15 protein-coding genes are annotated in these 17,456 nt (G+C 45.0%); 12 read left to right on the forward strand and 3 right to left on the reverse strand.

Annotated features, from left to right (window positions below; all coding sequences use genetic code 11):
- Nucleotides 1-74: 74 nt before the first annotated feature.
- Both K0I73_RS09180 and ubiG read right to left on the reverse strand, forming a co-directional pair.
- On the reverse strand, nucleotides 75-800 hold the full coding sequence (locus tag K0I73_RS09180; RefSeq protein WP_220064145.1) for an HAD family hydrolase: 726 nt from the start codon (nucleotides 798-800) through the stop codon (nucleotides 75-77).
- Nucleotides 787-1,491 (reverse strand): bifunctional 2-polyprenyl-6-hydroxyphenol methylase/3-demethylubiquinol 3-O-methyltransferase UbiG, encoded by a 705-nt coding sequence (gene ubiG / locus K0I73_RS09185; protein ID WP_434086706.1) that lies wholly within the window; start codon nucleotides 1,489-1,491, stop codon nucleotides 787-789. Before ubiG ends, K0I73_RS09180 begins: the two co-directional genes overlap by 14 nt.
- A 310-nt stretch (nucleotides 1,492-1,801) precedes the next feature.
- Between ubiG and gyrA the strand changes: the two genes are divergently transcribed.
- Nucleotides 1,802-4,516, forward strand: coding sequence for a DNA gyrase subunit A (gyrA, locus tag K0I73_RS09190; protein ID WP_220064147.1), 2,715 nt, complete (start codon nucleotides 1,802-1,804; stop codon nucleotides 4,514-4,516).
- Between the two features lie 144 nt (nucleotides 4,517-4,660).
- On the forward strand, nucleotides 4,661-5,755 hold the full coding sequence (gene serC / locus K0I73_RS09195) for a 3-phosphoserine/phosphohydroxythreonine transaminase (protein WP_220064148.1): 1,095 nt from the start codon (nucleotides 4,661-4,663) through the stop codon (nucleotides 5,753-5,755).
- 63 nt (nucleotides 5,756-5,818) lie between these two features.
- Here serC and K0I73_RS09200 read toward each other — a convergent pair whose 3' ends face one another.
- On the reverse strand, nucleotides 5,819-7,009 hold the full coding sequence (locus tag K0I73_RS09200; protein ID WP_220064149.1) for an amino acid aminotransferase: 1,191 nt from the start codon (nucleotides 7,007-7,009) through the stop codon (nucleotides 5,819-5,821).
- A 395-nt stretch (nucleotides 7,010-7,404) separates the two neighbouring features.
- Here K0I73_RS09200 and aroA point away from each other — a divergent pair, with 395 nt between their 5' ends.
- The 10 genes from aroA (at nucleotide 7,405) to K0I73_RS09250 (ending at nucleotide 17,407) form a co-directional block, all read left to right on the forward strand.
- Nucleotides 7,405-8,685 carry a 3-phosphoshikimate 1-carboxyvinyltransferase gene (gene aroA, locus K0I73_RS09205; RefSeq protein ID WP_220064150.1) on the forward strand — a complete coding sequence of 427 codons (1,281 nt, stop codon included), beginning with the start codon at nucleotides 7,405-7,407 and terminating at the stop codon, nucleotides 8,683-8,685.
- A 187-nt stretch (nucleotides 8,686-8,872) separates the two neighbouring features.
- Complete coding sequence (cmk, locus tag K0I73_RS09210) at nucleotides 8,873-9,565, forward strand: (d)CMP kinase (protein WP_220064151.1); 693 nt, start codon at nucleotides 8,873-8,875, stop codon at nucleotides 9,563-9,565.
- 99 nt (nucleotides 9,566-9,664) lie between these two features.
- Nucleotides 9,665-11,332 carry a 30S ribosomal protein S1 gene (rpsA, locus tag K0I73_RS09215; protein ID WP_220064152.1) on the forward strand — a complete coding sequence of 556 codons (1,668 nt, stop codon included), beginning with the start codon at nucleotides 9,665-9,667 and terminating at the stop codon, nucleotides 11,330-11,332.
- A gap of 71 nt (nucleotides 11,333-11,403) precedes the next feature.
- On the forward strand, nucleotides 11,404-11,691 hold the full coding sequence (gene ihfB / locus K0I73_RS09220; RefSeq protein WP_220064153.1) for an integration host factor subunit beta: 288 nt from the start codon (nucleotides 11,404-11,406) through the stop codon (nucleotides 11,689-11,691).
- Between the two features lie 122 nt (nucleotides 11,692-11,813).
- On the forward strand, nucleotides 11,814-12,134 hold the full coding sequence (locus K0I73_RS09225) for a LapA family protein (protein WP_220064154.1): 321 nt from the start codon (nucleotides 11,814-11,816) through the stop codon (nucleotides 12,132-12,134).
- Nucleotide 12,135: 1 nt separating this feature from the next.
- Nucleotides 12,136-13,296: a lipopolysaccharide assembly protein LapB gene (gene lapB / locus K0I73_RS09230; RefSeq protein ID WP_220064155.1), complete on the forward strand. Its 1,161-nt coding sequence runs from the start codon at nucleotides 12,136-12,138 to the stop codon at nucleotides 13,294-13,296.
- 34 nt (nucleotides 13,297-13,330) lie between these two features.
- A complete protein-coding gene (pyrF, locus tag K0I73_RS09235) occupies nucleotides 13,331-14,026 on the forward strand; it encodes an orotidine-5'-phosphate decarboxylase (protein ID WP_220064156.1) in 696 nt (231 codons plus the stop codon).
- Between the two features lie 60 nt (nucleotides 14,027-14,086).
- Complete coding sequence (locus K0I73_RS09240) at nucleotides 14,087-14,890, forward strand: SDR family oxidoreductase (protein ID WP_220064157.1); 804 nt, start codon at nucleotides 14,087-14,089, stop codon at nucleotides 14,888-14,890.
- Between the two features lie 52 nt (nucleotides 14,891-14,942).
- Nucleotides 14,943-15,485 carry a DUF2058 domain-containing protein gene (locus K0I73_RS09245; protein WP_220064158.1) on the forward strand — a complete coding sequence of 181 codons (543 nt, stop codon included), beginning with the start codon at nucleotides 14,943-14,945 and terminating at the stop codon, nucleotides 15,483-15,485.
- Nucleotides 15,486-15,649: 164 nt separating this feature from the next.
- Nucleotides 15,650-17,407: an acyl-CoA dehydrogenase gene (locus K0I73_RS09250; protein ID WP_220064159.1), complete on the forward strand. Its 1,758-nt coding sequence runs from the start codon at nucleotides 15,650-15,652 to the stop codon at nucleotides 17,405-17,407.
- Nucleotides 17,408-17,456: the final 49 nt, after the last annotated feature.

A 17,456-nucleotide genomic window follows, 5' to 3' on the forward strand; every position in this document is an offset into this window, starting at 1 on the left:
TATAATCGATCGAGCAGATCATCATTGACATCAACATTGGTGGGATCGTTTTAACCAAGATAACCTAAGCTTGTTCAGGTATAACTGTTATTCGATGCAGCGTTATTGTATGGATGGGATTGTTTTAGTAAAGCGATAATCTCTTCTGGACGGCTAAAGCTAAAGTCTTGTGGCCAAGTGGCTGGATCATCGTGTTCGGCAATATAACCCCACATGGCAATAGCACCAAGCATATTCGCGTTATGCGCCGCTTCAAGATCGCGCCTAGCATCCCCGATATATAATACCGATCTCGGCGTACATTTTAGTTGCTGCGCCGCCAGTAACATAGGTGCGGCATTGGGCTTACTATAATAGGTCGAATCTCCGCTAATCATTGCTGGCATCAGGGATATCAAATTAAGTTTTTCCAATAAAGGTCTGGCAAAGCGCGCCGCTTTATTGGTTACCACGCCAAAAGGAATTCGATGTTGCTCAAGATAACCAAGCAGTGCTGCAATTCCATCAAATAACAGTGCATGATCGCCATTGACGCGAGCATAATGTACTAGCAGGGCCTGCTGGATCAGCGCCTTGTCCTCGTTACTGAGTGAAGGCTGCGCTGCATTAACCAGTGCTAAGCTACCATTTGATGCTGCGTCTCTAACTTGCTCAAGTGATTTGGTTGGGTAGCCATGTTCAGTGAGGGCAAGATTGAGTGCGTTGACCAAATCGGGGGCGGTATCGACTAAGGTGCCGTCTAAATCGAACAGCACCCCAGTGATATCTATAGAATTTAAATGACGATTAATTATCGTCATTTTTGACCGTCGCTATCATGTAGTTGACGTCAAGATTCTTGGTATAACGGAAGATACCCGTTAGCGGGTTATAAGTGATCCCGGCAGCATCGGTACAGAACAAGTCCGCAGCATCTGCCATCGAAATAAGCTCAGCCGGCTTGATATACTTATTATGATCATGAGTACCAACAGGCAGCATCTTTAAAATATACTCTGCACCAATAACCGTTTCTATATAAGCACGGATATTACGGTTTATTGTCGAGAAGAAAACATAACCGCCTGGTTTTACCATGTCACTGCAGGCTTTTATTACAGAAGCAGGATCGGGAACATGTTCAAGCATCTCCATACAGGTGACGACATCATAATGGCCTACATGGTTATCGCGATGGGCTTCAGCGGTATCTTGGATATAGTTAATTTCAACTCCCGTCTCCAATGCATGTAATCTCGCCACATCTAATGGCTCTGTGCCCATATCTAACCCGTCGACCTTGGCGCCGATGCGAGCCATACTTTCAGAGAGAATACCACCGCCGCAACCGACATCTAATACTCGTTTATCGAAAAGACCGCCGACGGTTTGATCGATAAAGTTTAAGCGTAACGGGTTGAGTTTATGCAGTGGCTTAAATTCACCTTCGGGATCCCACCAAGTTTCGGCCATCTTTTCAAACTTTGCGATTTCTTGCGGATCAACATTCATCGAATTAGACACTTTTAGACCTCTGTCGAGTCGTTATTTTGTAGCCATTATACCGATAGCATTTGATAAACAAAGGAGAATCAATCTGTAACTGGCGAGATATTCAGCAGATCGGTTTTATAGGCGTGAGGTCATTGACCTGAATCAATGTTTATCGGCCTAATCAGTTATTTGAAGGGAAATTTCAATAGGGTCTAGCGACAATAATTATCTGTGTTAGAATGCCAAATCACGTTTTCAGGCTTGACGTAATATTGTCTGGTTTCTGAACAGTATTTTGTCAGCTAAATTTCAAGGGATCGAGCAGTTTATGACTGATCTGGCTTCATCTATAACACCAATTAATATTGAAGACGAATTAAAGAATTCATATTTAGATTACGCCATGAGCGTTATCGTTGGCCGAGCTCTACCTGATGTAAGAGACGGACTAAAACCCGTTCACCGTCGTGTTCTTTTTGCGATGAACGAACTTAAGAACGATTGGAATAAACCTTATAAAAAGTCGGCACGTGTTGTCGGTGATGTTATCGGTAAATACCACCCACATGGCGATACCGCAGTTTACGACACTATCGTTCGTTTAGCGCAGCCTTTCTCTATGAGATATCCACTGGTTGACGGCCAAGGTAACTTTGGTTCTGTCGATGGTGACTCTGCTGCTGCGATGCGTTATACCGAAATTCGCATGGAAAAGTTAGCCCATTCATTATTGGCTGACTTAGAGAAAGAAACCGTCGATTTCGTGCCTAACTATGATGGCACTGAATTTATTCCTGCTGTGCTACCTACACGCGTACCTAACCTATTAATTAATGGTTCATCGGGTATTGCTGTTGGTATGGCGACCAATATTCCGCCACACAACTTAAACGAAGTGGTACAAGGCTGTTTAGCCCTGATTGAGGAGCCAAGTCTCTCAATCGAGCAGCTGATGGAATATATTCCAGGTCCAGACTTCCCAACGGCTGCATCTATCAATGGTCGTAAGGGCATTATTGATGCGTATAAGACGGGGCGTGGACGCGCCGTTATGCGTGCCAAGGCTGAAGTCGAAACTGAAGACAATGGCCGTGAACGTATTATCGTGCATGAGATCCCTTATCAAGTTAACAAGGCTCGTATGATCGAAAAGATCGCCGAGCTAGTAAAAGATAAGAAAATTGAAGGCATTAGCGGTCTTCGCGATGAATCTGATAAAGATGGTATGCGCATCGTTATCGAGATCAAACGTGGAGAAGTGGGCGAGGTTGTACTTAATAACCTTTATGCTCAAACTCAGATGCAGTGCTCTTTTGGTATTAACATGGTGGCATTGACCAACGGTCAGCCTAAGTTGTTCAACCTTAAAGAGATGCTAGAGTGCTTTATCCTTCACCGCCGTGAAGTGGTCACTCGCCGTACCGTATTTGAACTCCGTAAAGCCCGTGAGCGTGCCCATATCCTTGAGGCATTAGCGATTGCGTTAGCTAACATCGATCCGATTATTGCGGTCATTAAAGCCTCACCAACGCCAGCTGAAGCGAAAGTCAAACTTGTCGCGCAAGGTTGGGAGCTGGGTAATGTACAAGGCATGCTTGAAAAAGCAGGCGATGATGCAGCGCGTCCAGAGTGGCTTGAGCCAGAGTTCGGTATTCGTGATGGCAAGTATTTCTTAACTGAGCAGCAGGCTCAGGCCATTCTCGAACTTCGCCTACACAGATTAACTGGGCTTGAGCACGAGAAGATCCTATCTGAATATGAAGAACTCTTGGTTCTTATTGCCGGATTACTGCTGATCCTTCGTAGCCCTGAACGTCTGATGGAAGTGATCAAAGAAGAACTCGAAGAGATCTTAGAACAGTATGGTGATGAGCGCCGCACTGTGATCAACGCCAATGAAATTGATATGAGTCTTGAAGACCTGATCAACGAAGAAGACGTTGTAGTGACATTGTCACACTTAGGTTATGCCAAGTATCAGCCGTTAACCGACTACCAAGCTCAGCGTCGTGGTGGTAAAGGCAAAGCGGCTACTAAAGTGAAAGATGAAGATTTCGTCGAGAAGCTATTGGTGGCCAATACCCACGACACCATCTTATGCTTCTCTGATTTTGGTAAGATGTATTGGCTCAAAGTTTACCAGTTACCGCTAGCGAGTCGCACCGCTCGTGGGCGTCCTATTGTAAATATTTTGCCGCTCTCCGAAGGCGAACGTATTACGGCAATCTTGCCTGTACGTGAATACGCGGAAGATAAGTACATTATTATGGCGACTTCTCACGGCACGGTGAAGAAGACTGCCTTGACGGCTTACAGCAATCCACGTTCAAACGGTATCATCGCGGTTAATCTTAAAGATGGCGATCAGTTGATTGGCGTAGACATTACTGATGGCAATGATGACATCATGTTGTTCTCTAACGAAGGCAAGGTCGTTAGGTTTAACGAGAAAGCACGCAGTTCAGAAACTGGTGAAGTTAAAATCGATCCAGAAACTGGCGAAGAAGTGATAGCACTGCGAGCGATGGGCCGTACTGCAACGGGTGTTCGTGGTATCAAGCTTGAAGATGGCCAGCAAGTAGTGTCTCTCATCGTACCTAAGGGCGATGGCGCCATCTTGACCGTGACAGAAAACGGTTATGGTAAGCGTACAGATCTTGCAGAGTACCCAGCTAAGAGTCGTGGTACTAAAGGTGTGGTTTCTATCAAAGTGAGTGAACGTAATGGTGCTGTTGTCGGCGCCGTTCAAGTTGGCGAAAACGATGAAATCATGTTGATCAGTGACAAGGGAACTTTAGTTCGCACACCTGCAACGGGCGTATCAAGCATTGGTCGTAACACTCAAGGTGTCACGATCATCCGTACGGCTGATGATGAAAAAGTGGTTGGTTTGCAACGCATCGATGAGATACAAGAAGAAGTAGAACTTGATGAAGAGGGAAATCCTATCATTAATAATACGGAATCTGTCGAGACTGACGTAGAGCAAACACCAGGTGATGAACCTGATACGCAATCTGACGCTGAGCAACCTGCTGAGTAACGATTTGCGAGTTTAACGGGCGTCCATTTGGACGCTCGTTTTGTTTCAGCAAGCAAAAAAAGAAACAGATAATTCTAATAATAATGCCAGTGGCACCAACTATTGTATCAACGCAATTGACCCTATGAGTCAAAGGAGAAGTAAGTGAGCGCGACATATAATTTCTGTGCAGGACCTGCAATGCTACCTGTTGAGGTGATGAACAAGGCACAAATGGAGTTATTAGATTGGAATGGCCAAGGTGTATCCGTTATGGAGGTCAGCCATCGTAGTAAAGAATTTATCGCGTTAACAGAGCAGGCCGAAGCGGATATCAGAGAATTAATGTCGATTCCCAACGACTACCATGTGTTATTTATGCATGGCGGCGGTCGAGGTCAGTTTGCTGCTGTTGTGAATAATTTTCTTGGCAATAAAGGTAAGGCGCTCTATTTAGTGGATGGTAGCTGGTCATCAGCTGCCGTTGACGAGGCGGTAAAGCTTGCAGGTAGTGACCAGGTAGACACCATTAATATTGTCGATAAAACTAATGGTATCAATAGAGTGGTAATACCGAATCTGCGGGCATTAGATAAAGATTATCGTTATGTTCACTATTGTCCAAATGAGACGGTTGATGGCATCGAAATTTTTGACGAATTAGATTCTCCTTGGCCGATTGTTGCCGATATGTCATCTAACATCATGTCGCGTCAAATCGACGTTAGTCGTTACGGTTTGATCTATGCTGGCGCGCAAAAGAATATTGGTCCATCGGGCCTCAGCATCGTTATTGTAAAAGATGAGTTGTTGTCGCATCCACAATTGGCGCAGGCGTCTATCATGGATTATCGCTTAGCGGTGAAACATGATTCTATGTATAACACGCCACCGACTTTTGCTTGGTATTTGGCGGCCGAAGTCTTTAAATGGTTAAAAGGTAAGGGTGGCGTTGCTGCCATGGAAAAGCTCAATCAGCAAAAAGCGGAGCTTTTATATACATTTATAGATAGTAATGACTTCTATGAGAGCAGAGTGGCAACTGAGAATCGCTCTAAAATGAATGTGACCTTTTATTTAAGAGATGAAAGCTTAAACGATGAGTTCATCAAGCAGGCCAAAGCGAACGGGCTGGTAGCATTGAAAGGCCACCGAAGTGTTGGTGGTATGCGAGCGAGTATTTATAATGCGATGCCGATTGAAGGCGTTAACGCGTTAGTTAAGTTTATGCATCAATTTGCAGCGAAACATAGCTGTTAATCTTCATAGTTAAGATAAAAAGAGTTCCTTGGCGTCATATCCAAGGAACTCTTTTTTGTTTTTTTACAGCACTTTAGCTATTGATTCGGCTAAGTAGTCTACGTTTCCTTCACCGATCCCGGCAATGCTGATACGGCTTGAATCTACCATGTAGATACTGTGATCGCGTTGTAATTGAGCGACTTGCTCTGGCGTTATACCAAGGAAAGAGAACATCCCTTTTTGCTGTGCGATAAAGCTAAAGTCGCGAGTCACGCCTTTCTCTATTAACTTATTGACTAGCATAGCGCGATTACCGTTAATGCGATCACGCATGACTTTAAGCTCATCTAACCATTGCTGCTTAAGCTCACTCGAACCCAAAATGGTCTCGACGATCGCTGCGCCGTGTGCTGGCGGCATCGAATAGATACAGCGTACAACGTAGAGTAATACTGAAAACGCGATATCTGCCGCGTGGCTGTCTTTAGCAACGATTGAACAGGCGCCAATACGTTCACGGTATAGGCCAAAGTTCTTAGAACATGAACTGCATAAGATCATGTCTTCGACGGCCGCCGCCATTTGACGGACACCGTAAGCATCTTGGTCAACACCGTCGCCAAAACCCTGATATGCCATATCGATTAATGGGGTAAATCCCTGCTGTTTAGTGAGTTCAATAACCTTATCCCACTGTTCATTGGTCAAATCCATACCGCTTGGGTTATGGCAACACGCATGCAATAACACCACGTCATCACTGCTGATTGTGGCGAGTGTGGCAAGCATCTCGTCGAACTTAAGCGATTTATTTTCATGATCGTAGTAGGGGTACGTTTTTACTGTGATCCCAGCCGCTTCAAATAGACCAGTATGGTTAGCCCAAGTGGGATCACTAACCCAAATCACCGAGTTCGGATTAATGCGCTTAATGAAATCGGCCGCCACTCTTAATGAGCCCGTACCGCCAGGAGTAGACACTGAGCGAATACGATTTGCTAACATTGCCGCATTATTGGCGCCAAACGCTAACTCGCCAATGAGTTGATTAAAGGAAGCCGACCCTGTAGGACCGATGTAAACTTTCGTTTCCTCTGTATCAATCCTATGTTGTTCAGCCTTCTTGACGCAGGCTAAAATCGGCGTATGCCCAGCTTCATCTTTATAAACACCAACACCGAGATCGACCTTATTTACATGGGAGTCTTCGCGGTATTTTGCCATTAAGCCAAGGATAGGATCGGCAGGCATAGGGGAGAGTTTTTCGAACATAGTGCTAACGACCTTATATTCTGTTTGTTGGCCAATACAGGCCTTTGTTAGTAGTGGACTTAGGATAAACTAAGTTTGTGTCCGATTAACAGTTAAACTCCTCAATTTATCAAACGATATCTGTGGCAAAATTTTATGCCAGCGATGTTAACTTCACAGTGTTAGTTAACGAAATGCTTAAGTTAAAACGCAATTTAGCCCATGAAGAAAGAAAATTACTCATTTAGGCATAAAAAAGTGAAAAAAGTATTGAATAGTACGCCCCAATCAGTAACTTTATAACCACGAGGTTCAAAGTCTTTTTGAACAGATCGCCATTTTGTCGTGATGGTACAAACGTTAATGATAACCCGCATGACTGTTAAGGCGTCATGCAATGATAAAAGAAGTGATTAATGAAGCAACTACGACTCGAACCCATCAGTAAAGTCCAAGGTACAATTAACATCCCTGGCTCTAAGAGCATTTCTAACCGTGCGCTATTGTTAGCGACGTTGGCGAAAGGTAAGACTAAGCTCACCAATCTGCTCGATTCAGATGATATTCGTTACATGCTTGCATCACTCGAGCAATTGGGAGTTAATTATCATCTCTCCGATGACAAAACCGTTTGTGAGCTTGAAGGGCTAGGTGGCGTCATCAATGCGGCGCAGCCCCAAAGTCTGTTTCTAGGTAATGCGGGAACGGCGATGCGTCCCTTATGTGCTGCGCTTACATTGGGAACGGGTCAGTTTACCTTGACGGGCGAACCTCGAATGGAAGAGCGTCCGATAGGCGACTTAGTTGATGCGCTACGCGATCTTGGTGCTGAGATTCACTATCTTAAAAATGAAAATTTTCCGCCGTTAACTATTAATGCAACCGGCCTTAACGGTGGTGATGTCGAAATTGCTGGTGATCTGTCGAGCCAGTTTTTAACCGCTTTATTGATGGTTGCACCGTTAGCAACCGATACGGTAAATATTAAGATCAAAGGAGAGTTGGTTTCCAAGCCCTATATCGACATCACAATCGCGATGATGGCCCAATTTGGGGTCAAGGTGATTAACCATGACTATCAAAGATTCGAAATTCTCTCTGGTCAATCTTATGTCTCTCCTGGTTCCGTACTCGTTGAAGGAGATGCGTCCTCTGCGTCTTACTTCTTAGCCGCAGGCGCCATAAAAGGCGGTGAAGTGAAAGTAACCGGGGTTGGTCTTAAGAGTATTCAAGGTGACGTTAAATTTGCCGATGTGCTGGAGAAAATGGGCGCAGAGATAGAGTGGGGCGATGATTATATTATCGCTCGAGCAGGTAAGTTAACGGCTGTCGACTTAGATATGAATCATATTCCTGATGCCGCCATGACCATTGCAACTACCGCACTCTTTGCCGAAGGAACGACCATTATTCGCAACATTTACAATTGGCGTATTAAAGAAACTGATCGCTTGGCTGCTATGGCGACAGAGTTGCGAAAAGTCGGTGCGACTGTCGATGAAGGTAACGATTATATTGCGGTCACGCCGCCAGTGAAGCCTCATACAGCTGATATCGATACCTATAATGATCATCGCATGGCCATGTGTTTCTCTATGCTTGCCTTTGCCGATTGTGGTATCACCATTAACGATCCAGATTGTACCTCTAAAACCTTTCCTAATTACTTTAAAAAGTTTGCTGCGCTAGCAGTCTAACTTTTGTTAATCAATGAGAGGTTGGTCCATATAAACCTCTCATTGATCTGCACTGATTAAGTCTACGTACCAATAATCTGAAGTTTTTACCGCTTTGTTATCAGATTTGGTTTATAATGCGCGCGCGCTTTTTCAGTGGACGACATTCGAGATCTTTAGGGAAGATAGATTTAATTTGGAGAAACATATGTCACAACGGGCTCCTATCGTCACTATTGACGGCCCTAGCGGTGCAGGTAAAGGTACAGTAAGTCAGATACTTGCAACAAAATTAGGTTGGAAGTTGTTAGATAGCGGCGCCATATATCGTGTGCTTGCTTTGGCGGCTATTCATCATAATGTAGAACTAGACAACGAAGCATCATTGGCCTTGTTAGCGGCACACTTAGATGTGCAATTCATTACAACTAACGCAAACGGCATCAAAGTTGTGCTAGAAGGAGAGGATGTCTCTCATGCAATTCGTAGCCAAGAATGCTCTAACGCTGCGTCTAAAGTGGCTGCTTTTCCAAGTGTGCGAGAAGCACTATTACGTCGCCAGCGAGCTTTTGCTGAAGCGCCTGGCCTAATCGCCGATGGTCGCGACATGGGAACAGTGGTATTCCCGTCAACACCCGCTAAACTTTATTTAACTGCGTCAGCAGAGGAACGGGCGCAAAGACGCTATAATCAGTTGCAGGACAAGGGCTTCGATGTTAATATCGACCGTCTTTTAGCTGAGGTCATTGAACGCGATGAGCGTGATATGAATCGTCCCGTTGCTCCTTTGATACCAGCTGAGGACGCGCTTATTATCGATACAACGGCAATAGGCATTGATGAGGTTGTTGAGCTTGCGCTTGCCCACATCATACAAAAATTACCTAACGTTAGCTTGTAAAGGCTAGCGTTTTACTATTTGTCATATGGATGTGACGAATTATTAATCTGACTCCACGTCTAGGATGGGCTGTGGTTTATTACTTTAAGTAAATTAAACATGACTGAATCTTTTGCTGATCTATTTGAACAATCCCTTGAAACACTTGAGTTCCGTCCAGGTTCTATCGTTCGTGGTACTGTAGTATCAATCCAGAATGGTATGGTACTTGTTGACGCAGGTCTTAAGTCAGAAAGCCCAATCCCAGCTGAACAGTTCAAAAACGCTCAAGGCGTTCTTGAAATCGCAGTTGGTGACCAAGTTGACGTAGCCCTTGACTCTGTTGAAGATGGTTTCGGTGAAACTCAACTTTCTCGCGAGAAAGCTAAGCGTCACGAAGCTTGGATCGTTCTAGAAAAAGCTTACGAAGATGCTGAAACTGTAATCGGTATCATCAATGGTAAGGTTAAAGGCGGTTTCACTGTTGAATTAAACGGTATCCGTGCATTCCTACCAGGTTCTCTAGTTGACGTTCGCCCAGTTCGCGATACCGCTCACCTAGAAAACAAAGAACTAGAATTCAAAGTTATCAAGTTAGACCAGAAGCGCAACAATGTTGTTGTTTCTCGTCGTGCTGTGATCGAATCTGAAAGCAGTGCAGAGCGTGATGCTCTTCTTGAAAACCTACAAGAAGGCCAAGCAGTTAAGGGTATCGTTAAGAACCTTACTGACTACGGTGCTTTCGTAGATCTAGGTGGCGTTGACGGTCTTCTACATATCACTGATATGGCTTGGAAGCGCGTTAAGCACCCATCTGAAATCGTAAATGTTGGTGACGAAATCAACGTTAAAGTACTTAAGTACGATCGTGAGCGCACTCGTGTTTCACTAGGTCTTAAGCAACTTGGCGAAGATCCATGGTTAGAAATCAGCAAGCGCTACCCAGAAAACACTAAGTTAACTGGTCGCGTAACTAACCTTACTGACTACGGTTGTTTCGTTGAAATCGAAGAAGGCGTTGAAGGTCTAGTACACGTTTCTGAAATGGATTGGACTAACAAGAACATTCACCCATCTAAGGTTGTTAACCTAGGTGATGAAGTTGAAGTTCTAGTGCTAGACATCGATGAAGAGCGTCGTCGTATCTCTCTAGGTCTTAAGCAATGTAAAGTTAACCCATGGGATGATTTTGCAGAACGTTTCCAAAAAGGTGACAAAGTTACTGGTAAGATCAAGTCAATCACTGACTTCGGTATCTTCATCGGTCTTGACGGCGGCATCGACGGTCTAGTTCACCTATCTGACATTTCTTGGAACGGTACTGGCGAAGAAGCTGTATCTGATTACAAGAAAGGCGACGAAATCAACGCAGTTGTACTTTCAGTTGACCCAGAGCGCGAGCGTATCAGCTTAGGCGTTAAGCAAACTGAAGACGATCCATTCAACGCTTATCTTGCAGATAAGAAGAAAGGTGCTATCGTAAACGGTACTGTTGTTGCTGTAGACGCTAAAGGTGTAACTATCGAGCTAGCAGACACTGTAGAAGGTTATCTACGTGTTGCTGATATTTCTCGTGAGCGCATCGAAGATGCATCTACTGTATACTCAGTAGGTGACGCTGTTGAATCTAAGTTCATGGGTGTTGATCGCAAGAACCGCACTATCAGCCTATCTATCAAAGCGAAAGATGAAGCTGATGAGAAGGAAGCGATGGCTAACTTGAACAAGCAAGATGACGTTGCTATGAGCAGTGCCATGGCTGAAGCGTTCAAAGCAGCTCGTAAGTAAATCGCCTGAAGTTCGGGGATGTTGCATCCCCGTTAGGTGACTGTGTTTGGCTTGATTATAGAGGGTACAGGATGACTAAATCCGAACTGATCGAAAAACTTGCCACTAGGCAGTCGCAGCTGTCGGCAAAAGAAGTAGAAAGTGCAATCAAAGAGATGTTGGAGCAGATGGCAACAACATTAGAAGGCGGCGATCGTATCGAGATCCGTGGTTTTGGTAGTTTTTCTCTTCATTATCGTGCACCGCGTGTTGGCCGTAACCCTAAGACTGGAACGTCAGTCGAGTTAGAAGGCAAATATGTACCGCACTTTAAGCCTGGCAAAGAACTGCGTGAGCGCGTTGATTCAATCAACTCGTAAATGACATTGTTTTAAAAGCCTCCGAAAGGGGGCTTTTTTATATCTAAATTCTCGGTATCGCTAGCTAGTTAGCTAAAATTCTTAGATAATCAACCCATCATTACGCGTATATGGAGTGTAACGTGAAGTCATTTATAGCCACTGTGCTTGTCGCGTTGTTTTTCGTGCTAGCCCTGTTATTTGGTGCTCGCAATGAGCAGTTGGTGACAATCAGTTATTTTGTTGCTCAAGGTGAATATCGCCTTCCTGTTGTGTTGGGCGCTGTATTTTTGGCAGGTTTCCTTGTTAGCTGGCTATTCGCCATTTATCACATTAGTAAAATGAAATTAGTTGTGCGTCAGGCAAACAAAAAGATAGCGCAATTGGAAACAAAACTATCACCTTTAGTTCCTACCACGCAATCAGCTCTAGTGGATTCTAACGCTAAGGAACGAAACGCTTAATATGTTAGAGATCCTGTTTCTGTTACTTCCCATTGCAGCGGGTTATGGCTGGTATATGGGGCGCCGTAGCATTAGGCATAAACAGAATAGTAAACGTAAACAATTGAGTCGGGACTATTTTACTGGGCTTAACTTTTTACTCTCTAACGAATCAGATAAAGCGGTTGATCTCTTCATCTCGATGCTTGATGTCGATGATGACACCATCGACACCCATCTTTCCCTTGGCTCACTATTTAGAAAACGAGGCGAAGTCGATCGCTCTATACGCATTCATCAAAACCTAATTGCGCGACCTAGCTTGACTAACGAACAACGCGATATCGCCATGATGGAACTTGGCAAAGACTACTTGGCAGCTGGTTTCTACGACAGGGCAGAAGAGATATTTCTTAACCTTGTGCGTCAAGAAGATCACAGTCAAGAAGCGGAAGACCAGCTAATTGCCATTTATCAAGTGACTAAAGATTGGCAAAAAGCGATTGATATTATTCAGACGTTAAAACGTAAACGTCAGCAATCGCTGAAACACCTGTGCGCTCATCTTTACTGCGAGCTCGCGGATGAACAACAAGATCTTGAGTTAAAACTGAAGACACTTAGCTTGGCGCTGAAACAAGACAATAATTGTGGCCGAGCGCTATTACACTTAGCTAAACTCTATCTCAACCAACAAGATGTAGCGCACGGTAAAGAGATGATAGTTCGTCTTAAAGACGCTGACATTGAACTCTTTCCAGAAGCCCTCGCTATCGCCAATGAATTGTATCAATCACCCGATGAACGTAGCGCCTATCGTGAACTGCTTCGTGAAGCACTAGAGCAGGGCGCAGGTGCGAGTGTGGCGATAACCTTAGCACAGCACATGATTGAACATGGTGAGCTGCAAGATGCAGAAAAACTGATCTTAGATGGCCTCTATCGTCACCCGACAATGAAAAGCTTTCAGCATCTAATGAAGATGCAATTACAACATGCTGAAGATGGCCAGGCTAAGCAAAGCCTCAATATGCTATCTGAGTTAGTAGAACAACAAATCAAATATCGACCGAGTTACCGCTGCACCGAGTGTGGATTTCCGTCACACACACTTTATTGGCATTGCCCCTCCTGCAAAAGTTGGGGTTCTATCAAGCGGATACGCGGTCTAGACGGTGAATAAATTAGCAAAAAATGCAAAGCATCAGGAGAGATTAATGAGCAACAAACCTATCATAGTGGCATTAGATTTCGATAATAAGGCCGAAGCTTTGCAGCTCATTGATCAGTTAGACCCAAACATGTGTCGTCTGAAAGTCGGCAAAGAGATGTTTACCTTGTTTGGTCCAGAGCTGGTTAACGAGATCCATAAGCGCAATTTCGATCTGTTTTTAGACCTTAAATTTCATGACATCCCTAATACAGTTGCTAAAGCGGTTGCTGCGGCTGCAGAACTTGGGGTTTGGATGACCAATGTTCACGCTAGTGGTGGCTTAGCTATGATGCAAGCCGCTCAACAAGCATTATTGCCCTACGGTGACAAAGCCCCACTATTGATTGCGGTTACCGTATTGACTTCAATGAGTGACGACGATCTCAAGTTGCTTGGTATTAATGTTCCTGCAGCCGAACATGTTAAGCGTCTTGCTGCACTGACTCAACAGGCGGGGCTTGCAGGCATCGTGTGTTCTGCTCAAGAAGCGACTATGTTAAAAGCAGAATTTGGCCGAGCATTCAAATTAGTTACACCAGGTATTCGTCCAGCGGGCAGCGATAAAGGTGACCAACATAGGGTGATGACACCTGTTGAGGCGCTGGCTGCTGGCTCTGATTATCTGGTAATAGGTCGCCCAATCACTAAAGCTGCCGATCCTTTAGCAGCATTGACAGCAATACACGCATCGCTAAGCTAGAGCATCCGAACAATTAACACAGAAGTTGACCTGACTGAAACATAATCCAAGGAGTTGAAAATGTTTAATTACCAAGGAAAGAATGTCGTTGTCGTTGGCGGTACGAGTGGGATTAACTTAGGGATCGCTAAGGCATTTGCTAAAGCAGGGGCTAACGTTGCTGTTGCGAGCCGAAGTCAAGAAAAGGTCACCGCTGCAGTTAGTCAGTTACAAGCGCTTAATCCAGAAGGCAAGATGATTGGCGTTGCCTTTGATGTCAGGGATGTCGATGGATTAAGCGCAGGATTTGGCGTTATTGCTGACAAGTACCATCATATCGATGTCCTTGTCAGCGGCGCAGCAGGAAATTTCCCCGCTACCGCGGCTAAGTTGACCGAGAATGGCTTTAAGTCTGTTATGGATATCGATCTGCTAGGCAGTTTTCAGGTACTTAAACAGGCCTATCCGCTGATGTCGAGACCTGGTTGTATTGTGCAGATCTCTGCACCTCAGTCTTATATCGCAATGCCAATGCAAGCACATGTCAGCGCAGCTAAAGCCGGTGTCGATATGTTGACGAAAAGCTTAGCGCTTGAATGGGGCGTAGAGGGGATAAGAGTCAACTCATTGGTACCTGGGCCGATTGCCGATACCGAAGGGTTCAATCGTCTTGCTCCAAGTGAGGCACTGCAGCAGAGCGTCGCTAAAAGCGTACCATTGCAGCGTAATGGCCAATGCCAAGATATTGCTAACGCGGCACTTTTTTTAGCTTCGCCATTGGCGAGTTATATTACTGGTACTATCTTGCCTGTGGACGGCGGATGGTCCTTGGGCGGCGCAAGTATGGCAATGAGTGAGCTTGGTAAACTTGCTCAAAAGAGCTGATTTTTTGAAAATAGATAGCATGAGAGATGCTATTGGATAAGCGAGAAAACTAATGGCAAACCCATTTCAAGAACAACTGTTAAAGGCGGGTTTAGTAAGCAAGCAGAAAGTGCGTGATACTAAAACCCAAAAGCGTCGCGATCGTAAAGCGAAAGTAGATGACGGCTCCGAAGCGCTTAAGCAGGAGATCGCCGCGAAGAAACAGGCACAAATCGATAAAGATAGAGCCTTAAACGAACAGCGTTTTGCCGAAGCGACTGAGAAAGGGCAAGTACGGGGGCTTATTACAGAGTTTAAGCGTCTCGCTATTGAGGTCCCAAGAGATGCTGAAGTTAAATTCAACTACACCTTAGGTACAAAAATTTACTCGATTTATGTCAATGATAAATTGCAGAGTCAGCTTCTAAATGGTCAATTGGGTATTGTGCGCCACGAAGAGGTCAGCTATTTGGTGCCCCATAAGTTAGCCGAACGGGTGCAACTATTAGTACCTGAGTGGTGTGGTTACTTGTGGCAGCAAGATGATAATCTGCAAGCAGTAGAAGAAGATGATCCCTATGCAGATTATGTCATTCCAGACGATCTCATGTGGTAATGTTTTTATATAGTTTGAGTCTAATCGCCCTGCATTCGTTGCGGGGCTTTTTTATGTCTAGCTGCAAGCCAAATCACGCTAATTAGCGACAAAAGACTTTATTCTAATGGCTATCTAGTATAAGTTTAAACAAGTGTTTTAATCCTACGTTTAAGAGTGAAGATATGAATCCATACCAAGCACCGTTAGCCGATATGAAGTTTTTATTAGAGAAGGTATTTGATGCGCCTACAACTTGGGCCAACTTGCCAGAACTTACAGACGCTGTAGATATGGATACGGCACAGGCCATCATGGATGAAGCAGATAAGATTGCTCGTGATCTTATTCATCCCATCAACCGCAGCGGCGATGAACAGGGTGTTCGTCACGAAGGTGGCAAGGTGATCACCCCTGATGGCTATAAGGCGGTATATGATCAGTATGCCGAGGGTGGTTGGGTTGGACTGTGCGGTGACCCTGAGTTAGGTGGTATGGGGATGCCAAAAATGCTTGGGGTGCTGGTCGATGAAATGGCTTATAGCGCCTGTAATGCATTTACGCTCTATGGCTCATTAACGGCTGGTGCCGCGCTGTGTATTAACGCTCACGGCACTGACGAGCTCAAGCAAAAATATCTGCCAAATCTTTATAGTGGCGAGTGGGCGGGCGCGATGGATATGACCGAGCCGCAAGCGGGCTCTGATCTGCGTAACATTCGTACTAAAGCCGTACCACAAGATGATGGTAGCTATTTGATCAGTGGTAGCAAGATTTTCATCACTGGTGGCGATCATGATTTGACTGAAAACGTCATTCATCTGGTTTTAGCCAAGTTGCCTGACTCAAACGGGATCTCACTGTTTTTAGTCCCCAAGATTAAGGTCGATGATAATGGTGAGCTGGGTGAAGCCAATGGTGTCACGGTTGGTTCGATTGAACACAAGATGGGGTTGAAGGGATCTGCGACTTGCGTCATGAATTATGATGAAGCGCAAGGCTATCTCATTGGCAAACCCAATCGCGGCCTAGTGTGTATGTTTACCATGATGAACTACGAGCGCTTGGCAATTGGCATCCAAGGATTAGGTACATCACAAGCAGCCTATCAGATGGCGGCAGACTATGCCAAAGAGCGCACCCAAGGGGTTGCGGCTGGCGGATCTGCAACTGGTGCGATTAGTGATCCTATTATTGTTCATGGTGATGTGCGCCGTATGCTGTTAACGATCCGAAGCTACACCGAAGCTGGGCGTGCCTTATCTGTGTTTACTGGTCAGCAGCTTGATTTAGCAAAATATGCCGAAGGCGAGGTCAAGGCAAAAGCGGCTCGTTATGTTGGTTTACTGACACCTGTAGCTAAAGCCTTTCTCAGCGACCGAGGACTCGATGCGGCCATTATGGCGCAGCAAGTATTCGGTGGTCATGGATATATCCGCGAGACAGGCATTGAGCAGCTGGTACGAGATACTCGCATTGCCCAAATCTACGAAGGCACCAATGGTATTCAAGCCATCGATTTCTTAGGCCGTAAAACAACTGGCGATAACGTAACGGCGTTGACCGAGTTATTAGCTGAGCTAGAGGATCAGCTACAATCATTCGCTAACGTGAGTGACACTCATAAGCAGGCGATCTCATCGCGCTTTAAGGCTCTGCTAACAGCTGCTCATCATATTAATGACAATAAAATAACACAGCCAGCGCTAATCAATGCGTGCGCCGTCGATTTCTTAGATGCGTTCGGTCATCTCATTTATGGTTATTTCTGGCTACTGATGGCAGAGCGCTCGGTAGATCATGAAGACACTGACTTTACAACAGTGAAAAGCCAGCTCGCCGAGTTTTACATGGCGAAGATTTTGCCTAAGGTCGATTACCATCTCGCTCAGGTAAATGCGGGAGATAGTATGATCATGGCAATGGAAGAAGCCATTTTCTAATTCGCATTTCGACAGCTGATGTTTTATTAAAATATCATACTTAACAAGC

This window comes from Shewanella mesophila (genome assembly GCF_019457515.1).
Classification (GTDB): domain Bacteria; phylum Pseudomonadota; class Gammaproteobacteria; order Enterobacterales; family Shewanellaceae; genus Shewanella; species Shewanella mesophila.